Source organism: Rhizobium leguminosarum (assembly GCF_010668065.1).
GTDB lineage: Bacteria > Pseudomonadota > Alphaproteobacteria > Rhizobiales > Rhizobiaceae > Rhizobium > Rhizobium leguminosarum_S.
Genome location: NZ_WUEN01000020.1, coordinates 24,617 through 39,927 on the forward strand (window position 1 = coordinate 24,617; position 15,311 = coordinate 39,927).

Consider the following 15,311-nt stretch of genomic DNA (forward strand, 5'->3'; position numbering starts at 1 on the left):
CCCGCCCTATCGGCGGAAAATCGCACTGCTTGGCATCATGGCCGGGAGGCGCACATACAGCAAAATATTCATTCTGGCGCTCCTTGCTGGCGATTGAAGATATGCACCGATAACGCGAAAACGAGGAATTTTCCAGCCCTGTTGTGCCAAAAATTTCATCTCTTCGGGTCAAAACGCGCCCTGTTGCGCCGAAATCACAGTTGCATTAGGCCTTGAGCGGCGAAAGCGGGAAAACGGCGCATCATGACTTCACTCAGACTGGCACTCTATCAGCCGGATATAGCAGGCAATACCGGCACCATCCTGCGTCTTGCCGCCTGCCTTGGCTTCGCGGTCGATCTGATCGAACCCGCCGGCTTCGACATCTCCGACCGCAACCTGAAACGGGCCGGCATGGACTATATCGCCGCCGCCGCCCTCACCCGCCATGTCAACTGGGACCGCTTCGAGGCGTGGCGTCTGAGCACCGGCCGCCGCCTGATCCTCGCCTCGACAAAGGCTGCGGAGCGCTACACCGATCTTGCTTTCCGCCCGGACGATGTCCTGCTCTTCGGTCGCGAAAGCGCCGGCGTGCCGGATCAGGTGCATGAAACAGCCGATGCGCGCGTGCTGATCCCGATGGTCGAAGGCCAGCGCTCGATCAACGTCGCCGTCTCGGCCGCGATGATCGTCGGCGAGGCGATGCGCCAAACCGTCTGGGCCTGACGGACACCGGCGCTGGCGGAGCAAAGCCGGCGGAATTGCCGATACGCTCCAGAATATGTCGCAAAATAGCGTTGTCTATCTGTCAAACCGGCGTATATTTATTAGCCGGGCAATCAAAAACTCCGCATTGGCTTCCATGATTCCAACAAGTTGGAATGGCCATGTGAGAAAAACAGCACTTCTCCAGCTCTGTGAAAGAAGAATAAAAACAATAAAATGGACTCTACAATCATCATGATCAACCTGTTCGGCGCCGTGGCTCTGCTGCTGTTCGGCCTCGCGCAGGTAAAGGATGGCGTGTCCAGGGCCTTCGGCGCCCGCCTGAGAACAGGTCTGGCGACGGGCACGCGCGGCAGCCTTCGTTCTTTCCTGTCAGGACTCGTCGCAACCATCGCGCTGCAGAGCTCCACTGCAACGGCGCTGATGACCGCCTCCTTCGTCGAGCGTGACCTGATCAAGCCGCGCATGGCGCAGATCGTCCTGCTCGGTGCTAATGTCGGCACCGCGATCACCGCCTGGATCGTGGCAACGGGCATCGAATGGCTCTCTCCGCTTCTGATCCTTGCCGGCATCGTGCTTTGCCGCGGCCGTTCCAGCGCCAGCCAGGGCGGCGGCACAGCGCTGATCGGCATCGGGCTGATGCTGTTGTCGCTGCACCTCCTTGGCCTTGCAACGGAACCGATGCGCGCCTCTCCCGCCCTAGCCGCCTTCATCGGCCTGCTGGACGGCGCCCTGCCCGTGGCCATGATCGTCTCGGCAGCACTTGCCTTCGCGTCCTCGTCGAGCCTTGCGGTGGTGGTGCTCATCCTGTCGCTCGCCTCAGCCGGCATGGTCTCCGCCGAACTTGTCATCGTGCTCGTGCTCGGCGCCAATCTCGGCGGCGCAATACCGCCTGTCGTCGCGACATTGTCCGGGCCGGCTTCGGCTCGGCGCGTCACCCTCGGCAATCTCGCCGTCCGCACGCTCGGCTGCCTCATCGCCCTGCCGCTGGCGGGATATGGCGCGGAACTCATCCAAATGCTGCCCTTCGGCCCTGCCAAGCTGCCGGTCGATGCGCATCTTGCCTTCAACCTTCTGCTGGCCGCGCTGGCCTGGCCATTCTCCCGGCCGCTCGCCGCCCTGATGGCCCGGCTGGTGCCGGATCAGGCCGAGCCTGACAGCGCCCCGAAATATCTGGATGCGCAGGAGCTTTCGACGCCGGTCGTTGCCCTTGCCAGCGCCACCCGCGAAGTGCTCGGCGTCGGCGACCTGATCGAGCGCATGCTGATCCGGGTCTCCGAAGCTTTCGAGCGTAACGACGCATCGAAGCTTGCCGAGATATCCGCCCTCGAAGACCGCGTCGACCGGCTGCAGCAGGCGGTGAAAGTCTATCTCTCGAAGCTCGGCCGCGAGGGTCTCAGCGACGAGAACGCCCGCCGCTCGATCGTCGTCATCGATTATGCGATCAACCTCGAACATATGGGCGATATCATCGAGAAGGGCTTGCTGGAGCAGGTGGCGAAGAAGATCTCCCTTGGCCTGAAATTTTCCGAGGATGGTCATCAGGAACTGCGCAAGCTGTTCGACCTGACGATCGACAATCTGCGCGTCGCCCAGACGATCTTCGTCACCCGCGATTTCAATCTCGCGCGCCAGATGATGGAGGTAAAGGTCGAGGTGCGGCGGATGGAGAAACAGTCTGCCGAGCGCCATCTCGAACGCCTGCGTGACGGACGCGCCGACAGCCTGCAAACGAGTTCGCTGCATCTCGACATGCTGCGCGACCTGAAGCGCATCAACGCCCACATTGTCTCGGTGGCGCATCCGATCATGGATGAAAGCGGCCTACTGATCGAAAGCCGCGTGCGGGCGACTGCTAAGTGACGGTCAGTCGGCCGAAGGCAGGCGGCGCATGGTGAATTCGATTTGGTCGCCGTCGAGCTGGCGCCAGCTTTCCACCTCGGTCCAGTAGGCGGCTTTCGGATATTCGTCGAACCATTCGCGCGCCTTGGCGCGTGCGTCCATGAGGCCGAGGCAATATGTCTCACGCACGAAATGGTCTCTCTTGCTCGGGGGATTTTCCGCCCGATGTCTCGCTATCCTGCGCTTCAGGCCGTCGAAGGACGGAGGCCCTGGAACTTTCTTCATCAAACCTACCTCCTCGGAAAAGGTAGTATCGAAATTCTTGATTTGCGAGTCGAATCTTGGAAGTGCTCGGCGGTGCTTGCCTCGGCTTGGCGAGATGCAGCACCAACTGCTAATCATGACGTGCAATCAAGAATGAGCGAGTCGCCTCCGAAGGAGATGCCGACCGTCGGAGGCGTAAATGGAAAGACCGGAACTGCCGATCGGCTTGCCTGACGATATTGAAGAGAAGAAGGCTGCCGCCCGCAATTGGTTCGAGGGATTGCGCGATACGATCTGCGCCTCCTTCGAAGCCATCGAGGATGAGTTGGAAGGACCGCTGTCCGACCAGGAGCCCGGCCGCTTCGTTGCCAAGGACTGGTCACGCGAAAACGGCGCCGGCGGCGGTGGCCGGATGTCGATGATGGAAGGCCGCGTCTTCGAAAAGGTCGGCGTCCATACCTCCACCGTCTACGGCGAATTCGCCCCGGATTTCCGCGCCCAGATACCGGGCGCCAAGGACGATCCGCGTTTCTGGGCCTCGGGCATCTCGCTGATCGCCCATCCCGTCAACCCAAACGTTCCGGCCGTGCACATGAACACTCGCATGGTCGTCACCACCAGCCGCTGGTTCGGCGGCGGGGCCGACCTGACGCCGGTGCTGTCGCGCCGCCGCACGCAGGAGGACGAGGATAGCCAGCTCTTCCACAAGGCCATGGAGATCGCCTGCCGCAATCATGCCGTCGCCGATTACGATGCGTACAAAGCCTGGTGCGACGACTATTTCTTCCTGAAACACCGCAACGAGGCCCGCGGCATCGGCGGCATCTTCTATGACTGGCTGCATTCAAGCGAGGAAGCCGGCGGCTGGGACGCCGATTTCGCCTTCACGCGAGATGTCGGCCGGGCTTTCGCCATGGTCTATCCAAAAATCGTCCGCTCCAACTTCAATAAATTGTGGACAGAGGCCGATCGCGACGAACAATTGATCCGCCGGGGCCGCTACGTCGAATTTAATCTGCTGTATGATCGTGGCACGATCTTCGGCCTGAAGACCGGCGGCAACGTTGAATCCATTCTCTCTTCGTTGCCCCCTGTCGTCCGCTGGCCATGAAACTGTGATATCTCATCGATAAATTCGAGGTGATAGACCTTCACGAAAACTCAGTGCGTCCTAACTTTATATGTATGTGCGTAACAATCGGAGGAGGATTGTCATGACGATACAAAGTGGCTCGCCTGCGTCCGCGGATGTCCAGGAAACATCCCGCACGATCGACACCCCGGAGTTTCTAACGCGCATCGCCGAGCAACTCAGGACCAAGAGCGGCTCGGATCTGCCGCTGTCCTGCTTCATCGAGCAGGTCAAGCTGCAATTGGCCGGCGGAAAGTCGCCGGAACAGCTGCAGAACGAAGCAGCGGCCGCCAACAGCAACATGCCCGAGCACCTTTCGGATACTTACAAAGCCTGGGCGATGCCCGACTGATACTGCTTTCGCCGGCTGGCATGTCGATGCCGGCCGGAACCTTCTCTCCTCCCGCACATTCATCAGTCGCGTGAAAGCGCGATTGTCGTTGTGTTCAGGATAGAGGAAAAGACCATGCGACTTTTCGAATGTGGCACACTCGTTCCCGGCTGCGCCTGGCATACCAGGGCGGATAATGACGCCGAGGTCGTCCGCCGGGCCGTCGAGCACCTGAAAGACGCTCACGGCGAAACCACGATCCGCGAGAACATGGTGGATAATATTAAGGCTCGCATCCGCGACGAGGCGAACGCAGCCTGATTATTGCACGCGTTCCTGCAGCCGGGCGAGCAGCGCCGCCCGGTCGGAAACGAAGTTTTCCTCCACCCACTGGTTTTCCAGGCCGGCCAGCAGCTCGCCGACGCGCGGGCCGGACGCGATTCCTGCCGAAATCACGTCGCCGCCGCTCAGCGGAAACTGTGGCTTCTTCCAGTGCATTGCCCTGTCCAGCAGCTTGATAAGCCGCGCCGACCGCGCCATTTCGTCGAAATCGCTTTCAGCCTTGCCGCGCGCAACCGCAAGCGCCAGCTTCAGCCGTGTCGTGATGCCGTCGGTGCTGTTGCGGTAAAGCAGCCGTTCGAAGGCCGCCGACGACATCTCGTCATTAACGGGCGCTGCCATGGTCCAGGCCTTGAGAGTGGCCGCCTCCGCATTCGAGAGCTTGAGCCGGGCGGCAAGCGCCTCCATGCGTGCCGCATCGGGCGGCACGATCGCCGCAAGACGCAGCAACGGATCGGGCGTCCAGCCGAGCGCCTTTTCGGTGGTGATCAGCGAAGGGATCGCATCGATCCCCCATCTTTCGGTTTCCGGCAGGATTTCCGTCAGCACCGCCACCTGCCGCATCCACAGCAGCGCGCGGCCGGGATCCGCAGCACCTAGCAACTTTCGCAACTCGGACCAGACCCGTTCTGCCGAAAGCGTCGTCAGTTTCGAACGTGCGACGGAACATGCCTTCAGCCCCTCGGCATCCGGCCGCCCGGAACCGTAATAGGCAAAGAAGCGGAAGAAGCGCAGGATGCGCAGATGATCCTCGGCAATACGCCTTGCGGCATCGCCGATGAAGCGGATGTTGCGCGTCTCGATGTCGGCAAGCCCGCCAACGAGATCCACCACCTCGCCCCCCGCATCGGCATAAAGCGCGTTGATCGTCAAATCCCGCCGTTCGGCGTCTGCCTTCCAGTCGGTGCTGAAGGCAACCTTGGCATGGCGTCCGTCGGTCTCGACGTCGGTGCGAAGGGTCGTCACCTCGAAGGGCTTGCCGTCGATGACGAGCGTCACCGTGCCGTGCTCGAGGCCGGTTGGGACTGCCTTGATGCCGGTCGCCGCCGCCCGCTCCATCACCGCCTCCGGTCTGAGTGTCGTGGCTATGTCGACATCATTGACCGGCAGGCCCATCAGGCTGTTGCGCACAGCACCGCCAACCACCCGCCCTTCCCCGCCATCGGCGTTGAGAAGCGCTAAGATCCGGCCGAGCGCCGGGTCGCGGAACCATGCTTGGTCGGCGATGCCGGTCATGCATAAAGCCTTTCATAAAGCGTGCGGACGATGCCGGCGGTGATGCCCCAGATCATTCTGGTTTCATAGGGCACGCGGTAGAAATGCCGGTCGATGCCGTCGATGACACGCCTGTCGCGGGTGTGATTGGCAGGATCCATCAGGAAGGAAAGCGGCACCTCGAAAACGTCGTCCACCTCGGTCGGGTTCAGCGTCAGCGCAAAGCCCGGCGAGACGACGCCGAGCACCGGCGTAATGCGGAAGCCCGTCGAGGCAAGGTAATTCGGCAGCCGCCCGACGGTTTCGACGAAAGAACCGGCCAGGCCAATCTCCTCCTCCGTCTCGCGGATCGCCGCCATTTCGGGCGAGATATCGTCGGGATCGATCGAGCCGCCGGGAAAGGCGATCTGCCCGGAATGTTTGCGTAGCGTCGCCGTGCGCTTGGTGAAGATCACATGCGCTTCCTCGCCGTCGTCGACGACGGGCACGAGCACGGCGGCGTCGCGCAGCTTGAAGGTCTCGACCTCGGCGACGATATCGGGATTGAGGATATGATCCCCGTGATCGCGCCAGGCATGATCGACCGGCCCACCATTCTGGTTGAGCGCGCGGCGGCGGAATTCGGCTGCAGAAAACAGCGGATAACGGTGGGTAATTGCATCATTCATCGGGAAAGCGCATCCAGTTCATCGGCCGGCATCATCGCAAAGACCTCTCCGGCCGAGCGGACGGCGAACATCGCCTGTCCCTCGACCTCGAGCGTCTCGCCGAGCGCGACCAGTTCATACATCACCGCACGCGACACCAGCGCCTCCAGCCGCCCGCGCACATGCAGATAGGGTTTCAGTTCGGCATTCTCGCCCGCAATGGCAAAGCGCAGCCGATGCTCTCCTCCCGCCTCCACGACATCGCCGACATTGGTGCGGAAGGTCAGCACCTGTTGGTCTTGCCCCCCCGTCACGCTCATCTCCACGGCGATGAAAGGCGCGTCGACGACCCTTATACCGACCTTTTCCACAGGAGTTACGAGATAGGTCTTCTGGTCGTCATCTTTTCTTAAAACCGTCGAGAACAGCCGCACCAGCGCCGGTCGGCCGATCGGCGTGCCCATGTAGAACCAGGTACCATCAGCCCGGATTTCCATGTCGATATCACCGCAGAAAGGCGGATTCCACCGCTCGACCGGCGGTAATCCTCGTTTTTTACCGGCATTTTCCTGAGACGCGCGCGAAATCAGTGCGGCAAGTCCCGCCGCATCCGCCTGTCCGCTGATTTCCTCGGCTGCCATTCTTCCGTCCCGGTTTGTCCTTAACGAAGTAAAGTCACGAGATAGTCATTCGCAACGAACTTGTCAGCCCGTCACATCTCCATAACTCTATCGGGTATGAGGCACATGTATAAGTCCGCCGATTCGCTGCCGAATGATTTCAGCCGTTGGAGATACGCATGGGTATGATGAAGACCGAAGCCAGCCTCGATGATAAGGCGATCGTCGCCGCCGCCGAAAAGGCGCTCTCCGATATCGCCGCCATCCGCGGGGAAGTCTCGAAGGTGATCTTCGGTCAGGAAAGCGTCGTCGAGAACACCATTCTCGCCGTGCTGTCAGGCGGTCATGCCCTGCTCGTCGGCGTTCCCGGCCTTGCCAAGACCAGACTGGTGACGACGCTCGGCGAGGTGCTCGGCCTTGCCGCCAACCGCATCCAGTTCACGCCGGATCTGATGCCCTCGGATATTCTCGGCTCCGAGGTGATGGACCAGGACGACAGTGGACGCCGCTCCTTCCGTTTCGTCAAGGGCCCGGTCTTCGCCCAACTCCTGATGGCCGACGAGATCAACCGCGCCTCGCCGCGTACCCAGTCGGCCCTTCTGCAATCGATGCAGGAATATCACATCACGATCGCCGGCCAGCGCTATGACCTGCCGGCGCCTTTCCATGTGCTCGCCACGCAGAACCCGCTCGAGCAGGAAGGCACCTATCCCCTGCCCGAAGCCCAGCTCGACCGCTTCCTGCTGCAGGTCGACGTCAACTACCCCGAACTCGCCGCCGAGCGCCAGATCCTGCTCGAGACGACCGGCCTGGGCGAAACCCGGCCGGAAGCCGTCATCGATGCGCAGCGGCTGATCGAGATCCAGACGCTGGTCCGCCAGATGCCGGTGAGCGACACGGTTGTCGATGCCATCCTGGCGCTGGTGCGTTCCGCCCGCCCCGGACAGGGCAATGCCTCGACCGACAAGAACGTCGCCTGGGGGCCTGGCCCTCGTGCCGGCCAGGCGATGATGCTCTGCGCGCGCGCCCGCGCGCTCTACGAAGGCCGTCTCGCACCGTCTCTTGACGATATCTTCGCGCTCGCCGAACCCATTCTTCAGCACCGCATGGCGCTGACTTTCGCCGCCCGCGCCGAAGGCATGTCGGTGCGTGACGTCATCGCCGGACTGGTCAAGCAGGCAAAGGGATAAGGAAGCCGGACGCGTGGCATCTATCGGACAGATCGTCAACCCGACGTCAGGCAGCGATGCCCTTTCCCGCGCCAGGCAGCGGGCCGCCCTGGTGCCGGACTGCCTGGTGGAAGCCAAGCGCATCGCCAACACCGTGATCGCCGGCTGGCATGGTCGCCGCAAGCGCGGCATCGGCGAGAATTTCTGGCAGTTCCGTCCCTATTCCGAGGGCGAGAGCCTGTCGCGCATCGATTGGCGCCGCTCCGCCCGCGACGACCATACTTACGTGCGCGAGCGCGAATGGGAGGCGGCGCACACGATCTGGCTCTGGTGCGACATGTCGCCCTCGATGATGTACAAGTCGAGCTATGGCAGCGTCTCCAAGGAAAGCCGCGCACTGGTCGTCATGCTGGCGCTTGCCGAAATCCTCGCCCGTTCCGGCGAGCGCATCGGTTGCCCCGGCATCATGGAACCCGCCTCCGCCCGTAACGCCGCCGAACGCCTCGCAGCCGCGCTGATGCACACGCCGCTGACCGGCGGACTGCCGGAAACGGCGATGATCCGCGGCTGGAGCGACCTCGTCCTTATCGGCGATTTCCTCGACGATGCGCCGGCAATCATGGAACGGCTCGGCCCGCTTGCCCGCCGCGGCCTGCGCGGCCACGTGGTCGAGATATCAGATCCGGCCGAAGAGATATTCCCCTATAGCGGCCGCACCGAATTCACCGATCCGGAGAGCGGCGCCAAGCTTATCTCCGGCCGCGCCGAACATATCCGCGAGGCCTATCGCAACGCCTACCTCGCCCGCAGGGACAGCCTCGGCCAGTCGCTGCGCCATCTCGGCTGGACCTTCGCGAGCCACCGCACCGATCACCTTGCGTCGGAGGCGCTGGTCGCGGTGCACATGTATCTGTCCGGCATGCCGGCCAAGGCGACGCATGGAGGGCAGCTATGAACGCCCTTCCCTTCGCTTTCGCCTATCCCGCCATTCTCGGCGCGCTCGTCGCCTTGCCGGTCATCTGGTGGCTGCTGCGGCTGACGCCGCCACGTCCGAAGACCGAAGTCTTTCCGCCGCTGAAAATCCTCGCCTCGGTGCTGAAGCGCGAGGAGACGCCGGCGCAAAGCCCGTGGTGGCTGACACTGCTGCGCATGCTACTCGCTGCCGCCATCATCCTTGCGATCGCCGATCCGGTTTTCAATCCACGCACCAGTTCGCTCGCATCAGGTGGCCCGCTCGTCCTCTTCGTCGACAACAGCTGGGCGGCGGCACCCGACTGGGAGCGCCGCATCCAGACCGCCGACGCGTTGATAGACGACGCCGAATCCGCCGGCACGCCCGTGTCGATCGCCTTTACCGCCGATCCGACCAACGACGCCGTGCCCGGCACCGCCGCTGCCGCCCGCGACAAGCTGCGCGCCGCCGAGCCGCGACCGCTGGTGCCGGACCGCGAACGCACCTTCCAGGCGCTGCGCGCCGCCCTGAACGGCATCAAGCCCGGTACCCTCGCCTTCCTGACTGACGGCGCCGCCGCCAGGCCCGACGACGCGACGGTGCGCAGGCTCGCCGAACTTCAGCCCGCCGATCTGCGCCTGATCGAGGGCGATGCCGCGCGGACGGTCGCAATCACTGCGGCCAACAATGCGGCGGATGCCATGACCGTCATGGTCACGCGGCTCAACAGTTCGCAGGCAGCATCGGTAGCGCTGAACGCCGTCGATACCCAGGGCCGCTCGATCGCCAATGGCAGGGCGGATTTCCGCCCCGGCCAGAGCGTCGCGACCAGTTCGATCACCGCCCCCTTCGAGATGCGCAACGATTTCGCGCGCGTCAGCGTCGACAATGGCGCGACGGCAGGCGCCGTCCACCTTCTCGACGACGCATTCAAGCGGCGCCGCGTCGTCTTGCTGTCAGGTGAAGGGGGGGACGAGTTCCAGCCGCTGCTCTCGCCGCTCTATTATATCCAGCGGGCGCTGCAACCCTATGCGGATCTGATCCAACCTGCCGATTCCGATCTTTCGGTCGCAATACCAAAACTTCTCACCAGCAATCCCTCCATCATCATCATGGCCGACATCGGCCGGCTGCCGGAGGAGACCTACGAGCCTTTGACGCGCTGGATATCGAATGGCGGCATGCTCCTGCGTTTTGCCGGCCCACGCATGGCGGCAGCCCCTGCGGACGATCCGCTGATCCCTGTCATCCTGCGTCAGGGAGAACGGGCGCTGGGCGGCACCTTGTCCTGGAGCGAGCCGCAGTCGCTTGCCGAATTTCCGAGTTTCGGGCCTTTCGCCGGCATAGCGCGTCCCTCCGATGTCGTCGTCAAGCGGCAAGTGCTTGCCGAACCGACACCCGATCTTGCCGAACGCACCTGGGCAAGCCTGGCTGACGGCACGCCGCTCGTCACGATGAAGCAGCTCGCATCCGGTCAGATCGTCCTGTTTCACGTCACCGCGGAAGCGACCTGGTCCGATCTGCCGATCTCCGGCACTTTCGTCGACATGCTGCGCCACCTCCTGCAGATATCGCGCTCGGGCGGCGTGACATCGGAGGCGCGCGGCAATGCGCGTGTCTCCGAAACCCTGCCGCCATTCCGCATGCTGACGGCCAAGGGCACGCTCGTCTCCGAGACGGGATCGGCGCGGCCGCTCATTCCACAGGCCGGAGTCGAACCGACGGCGAATTTCGACAATCCTCCCGGGCTCTATGGTTCGGAGGATGGTTTCACCTCCCTGAACGTGCTGCCCGAGAACGCGGAACTGAAGCCGCTCGACACAACAGGGACCAATGCCGTGCGCGAAGGCCTGATCGGCGGCGAAAGCTGGTCGGCAAAACCCGCGCTCTTTCTCGCAGCCTTCCTGCTGCTCTTGGCCGATAGCCTGATCGTCCTCTTCATGAATGGCGCATTCTCGCGATTGCGCCCGGCTGTCCGCACCGCCGCGATGATCGCGGTCGCCGTCTGCGCCGGCTTTCTCGTGCAACCCGGCACGCTTCACGCCGACGACTCCCAGCCCGGCGACGACCTCATCCTGCAAAGGCTTGACAACACCCACCTCGCCTATGTCGTCACCGGCGAACAGGATGTGGACAATATATCCGAGCGCGGTCTCGAGGGACTGACCCAGTTCCTGACCTTTCGCACGACGCTGGAACCGGCACCGCCCGTCGGCATCGACCTCACCAAAGACGAGCTCTCCTTCTATCCGATCATCTACTGGCCGGTTTCGGCAACGGCGCCGATGCCATCGTCGGCGGCGATCAGCCGTATCGATGCCTATATGCGCAATGGCGGCACCGTGCTTTTCGATACGCGCGATCAGATCAGCGCATTGGACAATGGCGGCAATGTCAGCGCCAACGGTGAGAGGCTGCAGGCAATCCTTGCCAATCTCGACATTCCGGCGCTCGAACCGGTACCATCAGATCACGTGCTGACGAAATCCTTCTATCTCCTGTCGAGCTTTCCCGGTCGTTATGCCGGAAGCCCTCTTTGGATCGAGGCCCGGCAAGGCGGTCAGGGGCCGAGCGAAAAATCGGCGGCGACGGCCGACGGCGTTTCGCCGATCCTGATCACCGGCAATGATTTCGCCGGCGCCTGGGCAATCGACGAAAACGGCGTACCGATACTGCCGACCGTGCCGTCGGATGAAACGCAGCGCGAATATGCCTACCGTTCCGGCGTCAACATCATGATGTACATGCTGACCGGCAACTACAAGACCGACCAGGTCCATGTTCCCGACCTCCTCGAACGGTTAGGACAATGAGATGACGTTTGACTTTTCGCCCTTCCTGCCCTGGTCGATTCTGGCTGCATTGGCTGTCGTCAGCGCTGTTATCGCCGCCTTCGCCATCTGGCGCGGCATTCGCGGCGCCTGGATCAGAACACTGGCAGCACTCGCCATGTTGACCGCGCTTGTCAATCCTGTGCTGCTGCAGGAAGATCGTGATCAGTTGTCGACGATCGTTCCCGTTCTTGTCGATCGAAGCCAGAGCCAGCAGACGCCCGATCGCGTCAAGATGACCGACGATGCGCTTGCGGCCTTGAAGGGACAGCTCGCCCGTTTTCCCCAGATAGAGCCCCGCTTCGTCGATGTCGAAGGCGACGTCAATTCCGACGTGCCGTCCACGCGCCTGTTCGACGCGCTGTCGGCCAACATTGCCGATGTCCCGCCCGCCCGTATCGGCGGCGCCATCATGCTGACCGACGGTGAAGTCCATGATGTTCCGGGCGCCAATCAGGCGCTCGGTTTCGACGCGCCGATCCATGGCCTCGTAACCGGCAAGGCCAACGAATTCGATCGCCGCATCGAAGTCATCAAGGGACCGCGCTTCGGCATCGTCAACGAAGAGCAGCAGGTGATCTTGCGCGTCTTCGACGACGGCCCGAGCCCCGGCGGCACGGCCGATGTCACGGTAAAGCTGAATGGTGACGAGATCGCCACCCTGCAGGCGACACCCGGGCAGGATACGCCGTTCTCTTTCAAGGTGCCGGGTGGCGGCAGCAATGTGCTCGAATTCTCGGTCGCAGCACTTCCCGGCGAAGTCACCACCGCCAACAACCGCGCCGTCCATGTCATCGACGGCATCCGCCAGAATCTCCGCGTTCTGCTTGTCTCCGGCGAGCCGCATGCCGGCGAGCGCGCCTGGCGCAACCTGCTGAAATCCGATGCCTCGGTCGATCTCGTCCACTTCACCATCCTGCGTCCGCCGGAAAAGCAGGACGGCACGCCGATCAACGAGCTGTCGCTGATCGCCTTCCCGACGCGCGAGCTCTTCGTCGACAAGATCAAGGATTTCGACCTGATCATCTTCGATCGCTACCAGCACCGCGGCGTGCTGCCGCTGCTCTATTACGATTACATCGCGCAATATGTCGACAACGGCGGCGCGCTGCTGATCGCCGCCGGTCCCGAGCATGCCGGCCCCGATTCCATTGCACTGACGCCGCTTTCCTCGGTCCTGCCTGCAACGCCCACCGGAGAGATGATCGAGAAGGCCTTCTATCCCCGCCTCTCCGAGGAAGGCCGCAAACATCCCGTCACGCGCGGCCTGGACGGTTCGGGCGAGGACCCGCCGCATTGGGGCCGCTGGTTCCGCAGCGTCGATGTCGACCGGCCGCAGGGCGAGACGATCATGCTCGGCGCCGACAACCACCCGCTGCTGGTGCTGAACCGCGCCGGCCAGGGCCGCGTCGCCATGCTGCTTTCCGATCAGGGCTGGCTCTGGGCGCGCGGCTTCGAAGGCGGCGGTCCGAACGTTTCGCTCTATCGCCGTATCGCCCATTGGCTGATGAAGGAGCCGGCGCTCGAGGAAGAAGCGCTGACTGCGCGCGCCTCTGGCCGGACCCTTGAAGTCACCCGCCAGACAATCGGCGACAATCCCGGCAATGCCACAGTGCGTTATCCCTCCGGCAAGACCGAAACTCTGTCGCTCACCCAGTCCGAACCCGGGCTCTACAAAGCCGAGAAGAGGATGGACGAAATCGGCCTCTTCGAGGTCCGCAACGGCAGGCTGTCGACGCTCGTCCATATCGGCGCGGTCGACGCACCGGAATTCAAGGCGATGATCTCGACGACCGATGTACTGCAGCCGGTCGCCGACAGAAGCAAGGGTCTCGTCGCCCGCGTCTCCAATGCAAATGGCGCGATCTCCGTGCCGCCGATCCTGCCGGTGCGCGGCCAGGTCCGCGTCTCCGACAACGATCGCATGATGATTCGCATGACCAACGAGACGGTCTTGAAGGGCATCAACACGCTGCCGCTCTTTGCCGGTTTCGCCGGCGTCGGTATCCTGCTGCTCGCCTTCGGCGCCATGTGGTGGCGCGAAGGGCGCTAATCTCATGCCGGAATTCGAGCTGACTGCCTCGCCCTCGCCGGAGGAACTGGCGGTGATCACCGATGCGCTCTCGGCGTTCAACAACGCCGATGTCGGCCCATCGGATCGCCGGCCGCTCGCGGTCCTCATCCGCGATACCGACGGCAAGGTGACGGGCGGCCTTTCGGGCTTTACCGCCTGGGGCTGGCTCTTCACCCAGATGCTCTACATCCCCGATACGCTCCGCGGCACCGGCATGGCGGGCGACATCCTTGAGAAGGCGGAAGAAGAGGCGAGAGCCCGGGGTTGCCGCGGCGCCTGGATCGACACCTTCAACCCGCAGGCGCTGCGCGCCTATCTCAATCAGGGCTATGAAGTCTTCGGCGAGCTTGAGGATTTTCCGGAGGGCCGCACGCGCAGCTTCCTCAGGAAAAGCCTCTAAGTCATTCGCACCAGGCGATCGTGCCCTTCAGCCGCGCGTGCACGCCCTCGGCGATCGGAACGACGAGCACACGGCCCGGATCGACCGGGCCTGGAAAAGACAGGGCGTTGTAGGCGACCTTCTCGAAGCCGAGCGGGCCATAGTAAGGTGGATCGCCGACGAGGATAACGGCTTCCGAGCCCTTGCGTCTTGCCGCCTCCACCGCAATCCGCACCAGTTCCCGGCCGATGCCCTGGTTCTTGTGGGAGGGGCGGACGGCGAGCGGACCGAGCAGATGTCCCTTCACCGTGCCGGCCAGCACCGGCGTCATGCGCACGGAGGCGATCGTCTCACCATTATCGGTGCAGATGAAGGAAAGCGACAGATCATGGGGCCCCTGCTCGCGGATGCGCGCGGCAGCGCGCGTGAAGCGGCCGGGACCGAAGGCTTCTTCGTTGATGTGTTCGATGGCGGCGTCATGAGACGCGTCTTCAGTGAGGTAGACGAGATCGTGCTTGTACATGATGACAGAAACCGGATGGACAGATTGATGAGTCTCGAACACGCCTTGGGCGTTCGGGAGCATCAGCGTCGTCGCGGGTTTCTGGAAATGAACATCAGGCAGGGGTCCGAAAATCGTGAAAAGGCCGATAGCAGGAAAAATTTCCGTCGTCCAACGCAAAATGCACGACCACAGCGCCGCGCATCTTTTCGAGAGCCACAAAGGGCGCTGCAACACTTTGAATTATGCGGTGCCCGAACGATGTGACGCACTGTTCAATCTTTGCCGCCTGTAAAGCCCTGCCATCTG

At 62.8% G+C, this 15,311-nt stretch carries 15 protein-coding genes; 10 read left to right on the top strand and 5 right to left on the bottom strand.

Features of this window, described 5'->3' with window-relative positions; translation table 11 throughout:
- Positions 1–243 precede the first annotated feature (243 nt).
- Together GR198_RS32490 and GR198_RS32495 are read left to right on the top strand one after the other, a co-directional pair.
- Positions 244–705, top strand: coding sequence for a tRNA (cytidine(34)-2'-O)-methyltransferase (locus GR198_RS32490; RefSeq protein WP_029873279.1), 462 nt, complete (start codon positions 244–246; stop codon positions 703–705).
- A 216-nt stretch (positions 706–921) separates the two neighbouring features.
- The gene (locus tag GR198_RS32495) at positions 922–2,568 is read left to right on the top strand and encodes a Na/Pi cotransporter family protein (protein WP_029873278.1); all 1,647 of its coding nucleotides are present in this window, start codon (positions 922–924) and stop codon (positions 2,566–2,568) included.
- Between the two features lie 3 nt (positions 2,569–2,571).
- Here the strand turns inward: GR198_RS32495 and GR198_RS32500 are convergent, their stop codons facing one another.
- On the bottom strand, positions 2,572–2,832 hold the full coding sequence (locus tag GR198_RS32500; protein ID WP_029873277.1) for a hypothetical protein: 261 nt from the start codon (positions 2,830–2,832) through the stop codon (positions 2,572–2,574).
- A 178-nt stretch (positions 2,833–3,010) separates the two neighbouring features.
- Here GR198_RS32500 and hemF point away from each other — a divergent pair, with 178 nt between their 5' ends.
- The 3 genes from hemF to GR198_RS32515 all read left to right on the top strand — a co-directional run bounded on the left by hemF (position 3,011) and on the right by GR198_RS32515 (position 4,595).
- The gene (hemF, locus tag GR198_RS32505; protein ID WP_029873276.1) at positions 3,011–3,922 is read left to right on the top strand and encodes an oxygen-dependent coproporphyrinogen oxidase; all 912 of its coding nucleotides are present in this window, start codon (positions 3,011–3,013) and stop codon (positions 3,920–3,922) included.
- Between the two features lie 103 nt (positions 3,923–4,025).
- Positions 4,026–4,295: a hypothetical protein gene (locus tag GR198_RS32510; RefSeq protein WP_024319518.1), complete on the top strand. Its 270-nt coding sequence runs from the start codon at positions 4,026–4,028 to the stop codon at positions 4,293–4,295.
- Positions 4,296–4,409: 114 nt separating this feature from the next.
- On the top strand, positions 4,410–4,595 hold the full coding sequence (locus GR198_RS32515) for a DUF1059 domain-containing protein (protein ID WP_027683567.1): 186 nt from the start codon (positions 4,410–4,412) through the stop codon (positions 4,593–4,595).
- Here the strand turns inward: GR198_RS32515 and GR198_RS32520 are convergent, their stop codons facing one another.
- The 3 genes from GR198_RS32520 to GR198_RS32530 are packed head-to-tail and all read right to left on the bottom strand — an operon-like array spanning position 4,596 to position 7,116.
- Entirely contained in the window at positions 4,596–5,849 is a 1,254-nt protein-coding gene (locus tag GR198_RS32520) for a CCA tRNA nucleotidyltransferase (protein ID WP_017994828.1), read from the bottom strand. It abuts the gene before it with no gap.
- Positions 5,846–6,496: a CoA pyrophosphatase gene (locus tag GR198_RS32525; protein ID WP_017994829.1), complete on the bottom strand. Its 651-nt coding sequence runs from the start codon at positions 6,494–6,496 to the stop codon at positions 5,846–5,848. Before GR198_RS32525 ends, GR198_RS32520 begins: the two co-directional genes overlap by 4 nt.
- Positions 6,493–7,116, bottom strand: a complete 624-nt coding sequence (locus GR198_RS32530; RefSeq protein WP_017994830.1) for a DUF1285 domain-containing protein — start codon at positions 7,114–7,116, stop codon at positions 6,493–6,495. Before GR198_RS32530 ends, GR198_RS32525 begins: the two co-directional genes overlap by 4 nt.
- A 158-nt stretch (positions 7,117–7,274) precedes the next feature.
- Here GR198_RS32530 and GR198_RS32535 point away from each other — a divergent pair, with 158 nt between their 5' ends.
- The 5 genes from GR198_RS32535 to GR198_RS32555 are packed head-to-tail and all read left to right on the top strand — an operon-like array spanning position 7,275 to position 14,521.
- Positions 7,275–8,285, top strand: a complete 1,011-nt coding sequence (locus GR198_RS32535; RefSeq protein WP_029873273.1) for an AAA family ATPase — start codon at positions 7,275–7,277, stop codon at positions 8,283–8,285.
- Positions 8,286–8,298: 13 nt separating this feature from the next.
- Positions 8,299–9,219 carry a DUF58 domain-containing protein gene (locus tag GR198_RS32540; RefSeq protein ID WP_029873272.1) on the top strand — a complete coding sequence of 307 codons (921 nt, stop codon included), beginning with the start codon at positions 8,299–8,301 and terminating at the stop codon, positions 9,217–9,219.
- Complete coding sequence (locus GR198_RS32545) at positions 9,216–12,029, top strand: DUF4159 domain-containing protein (protein WP_164070316.1); 2,814 nt, start codon at positions 9,216–9,218, stop codon at positions 12,027–12,029. The genes GR198_RS32540 and GR198_RS32545 overlap by 4 nt, the downstream gene beginning before the upstream one ends.
- Before the next feature lies 1 nt (position 12,030).
- Positions 12,031–14,100: a hypothetical protein gene (locus GR198_RS32550; RefSeq protein ID WP_164070317.1), complete on the top strand. Its 2,070-nt coding sequence runs from the start codon at positions 12,031–12,033 to the stop codon at positions 14,098–14,100.
- 4 nt (positions 14,101–14,104) lie between these two features.
- Positions 14,105–14,521, top strand: a complete 417-nt coding sequence (locus GR198_RS32555) for a GNAT family N-acetyltransferase (protein ID WP_164070318.1) — start codon at positions 14,105–14,107, stop codon at positions 14,519–14,521.
- 1 nt (position 14,522) lies between these two features.
- Here the strand turns inward: GR198_RS32555 and GR198_RS32560 are convergent, their stop codons facing one another.
- Positions 14,523–15,086, bottom strand: a complete 564-nt coding sequence (locus tag GR198_RS32560; protein ID WP_164070319.1) for a GNAT family N-acetyltransferase — start codon at positions 15,084–15,086, stop codon at positions 14,523–14,525.
- Between the last annotated feature and the right edge of the window lie 225 nt (positions 15,087–15,311).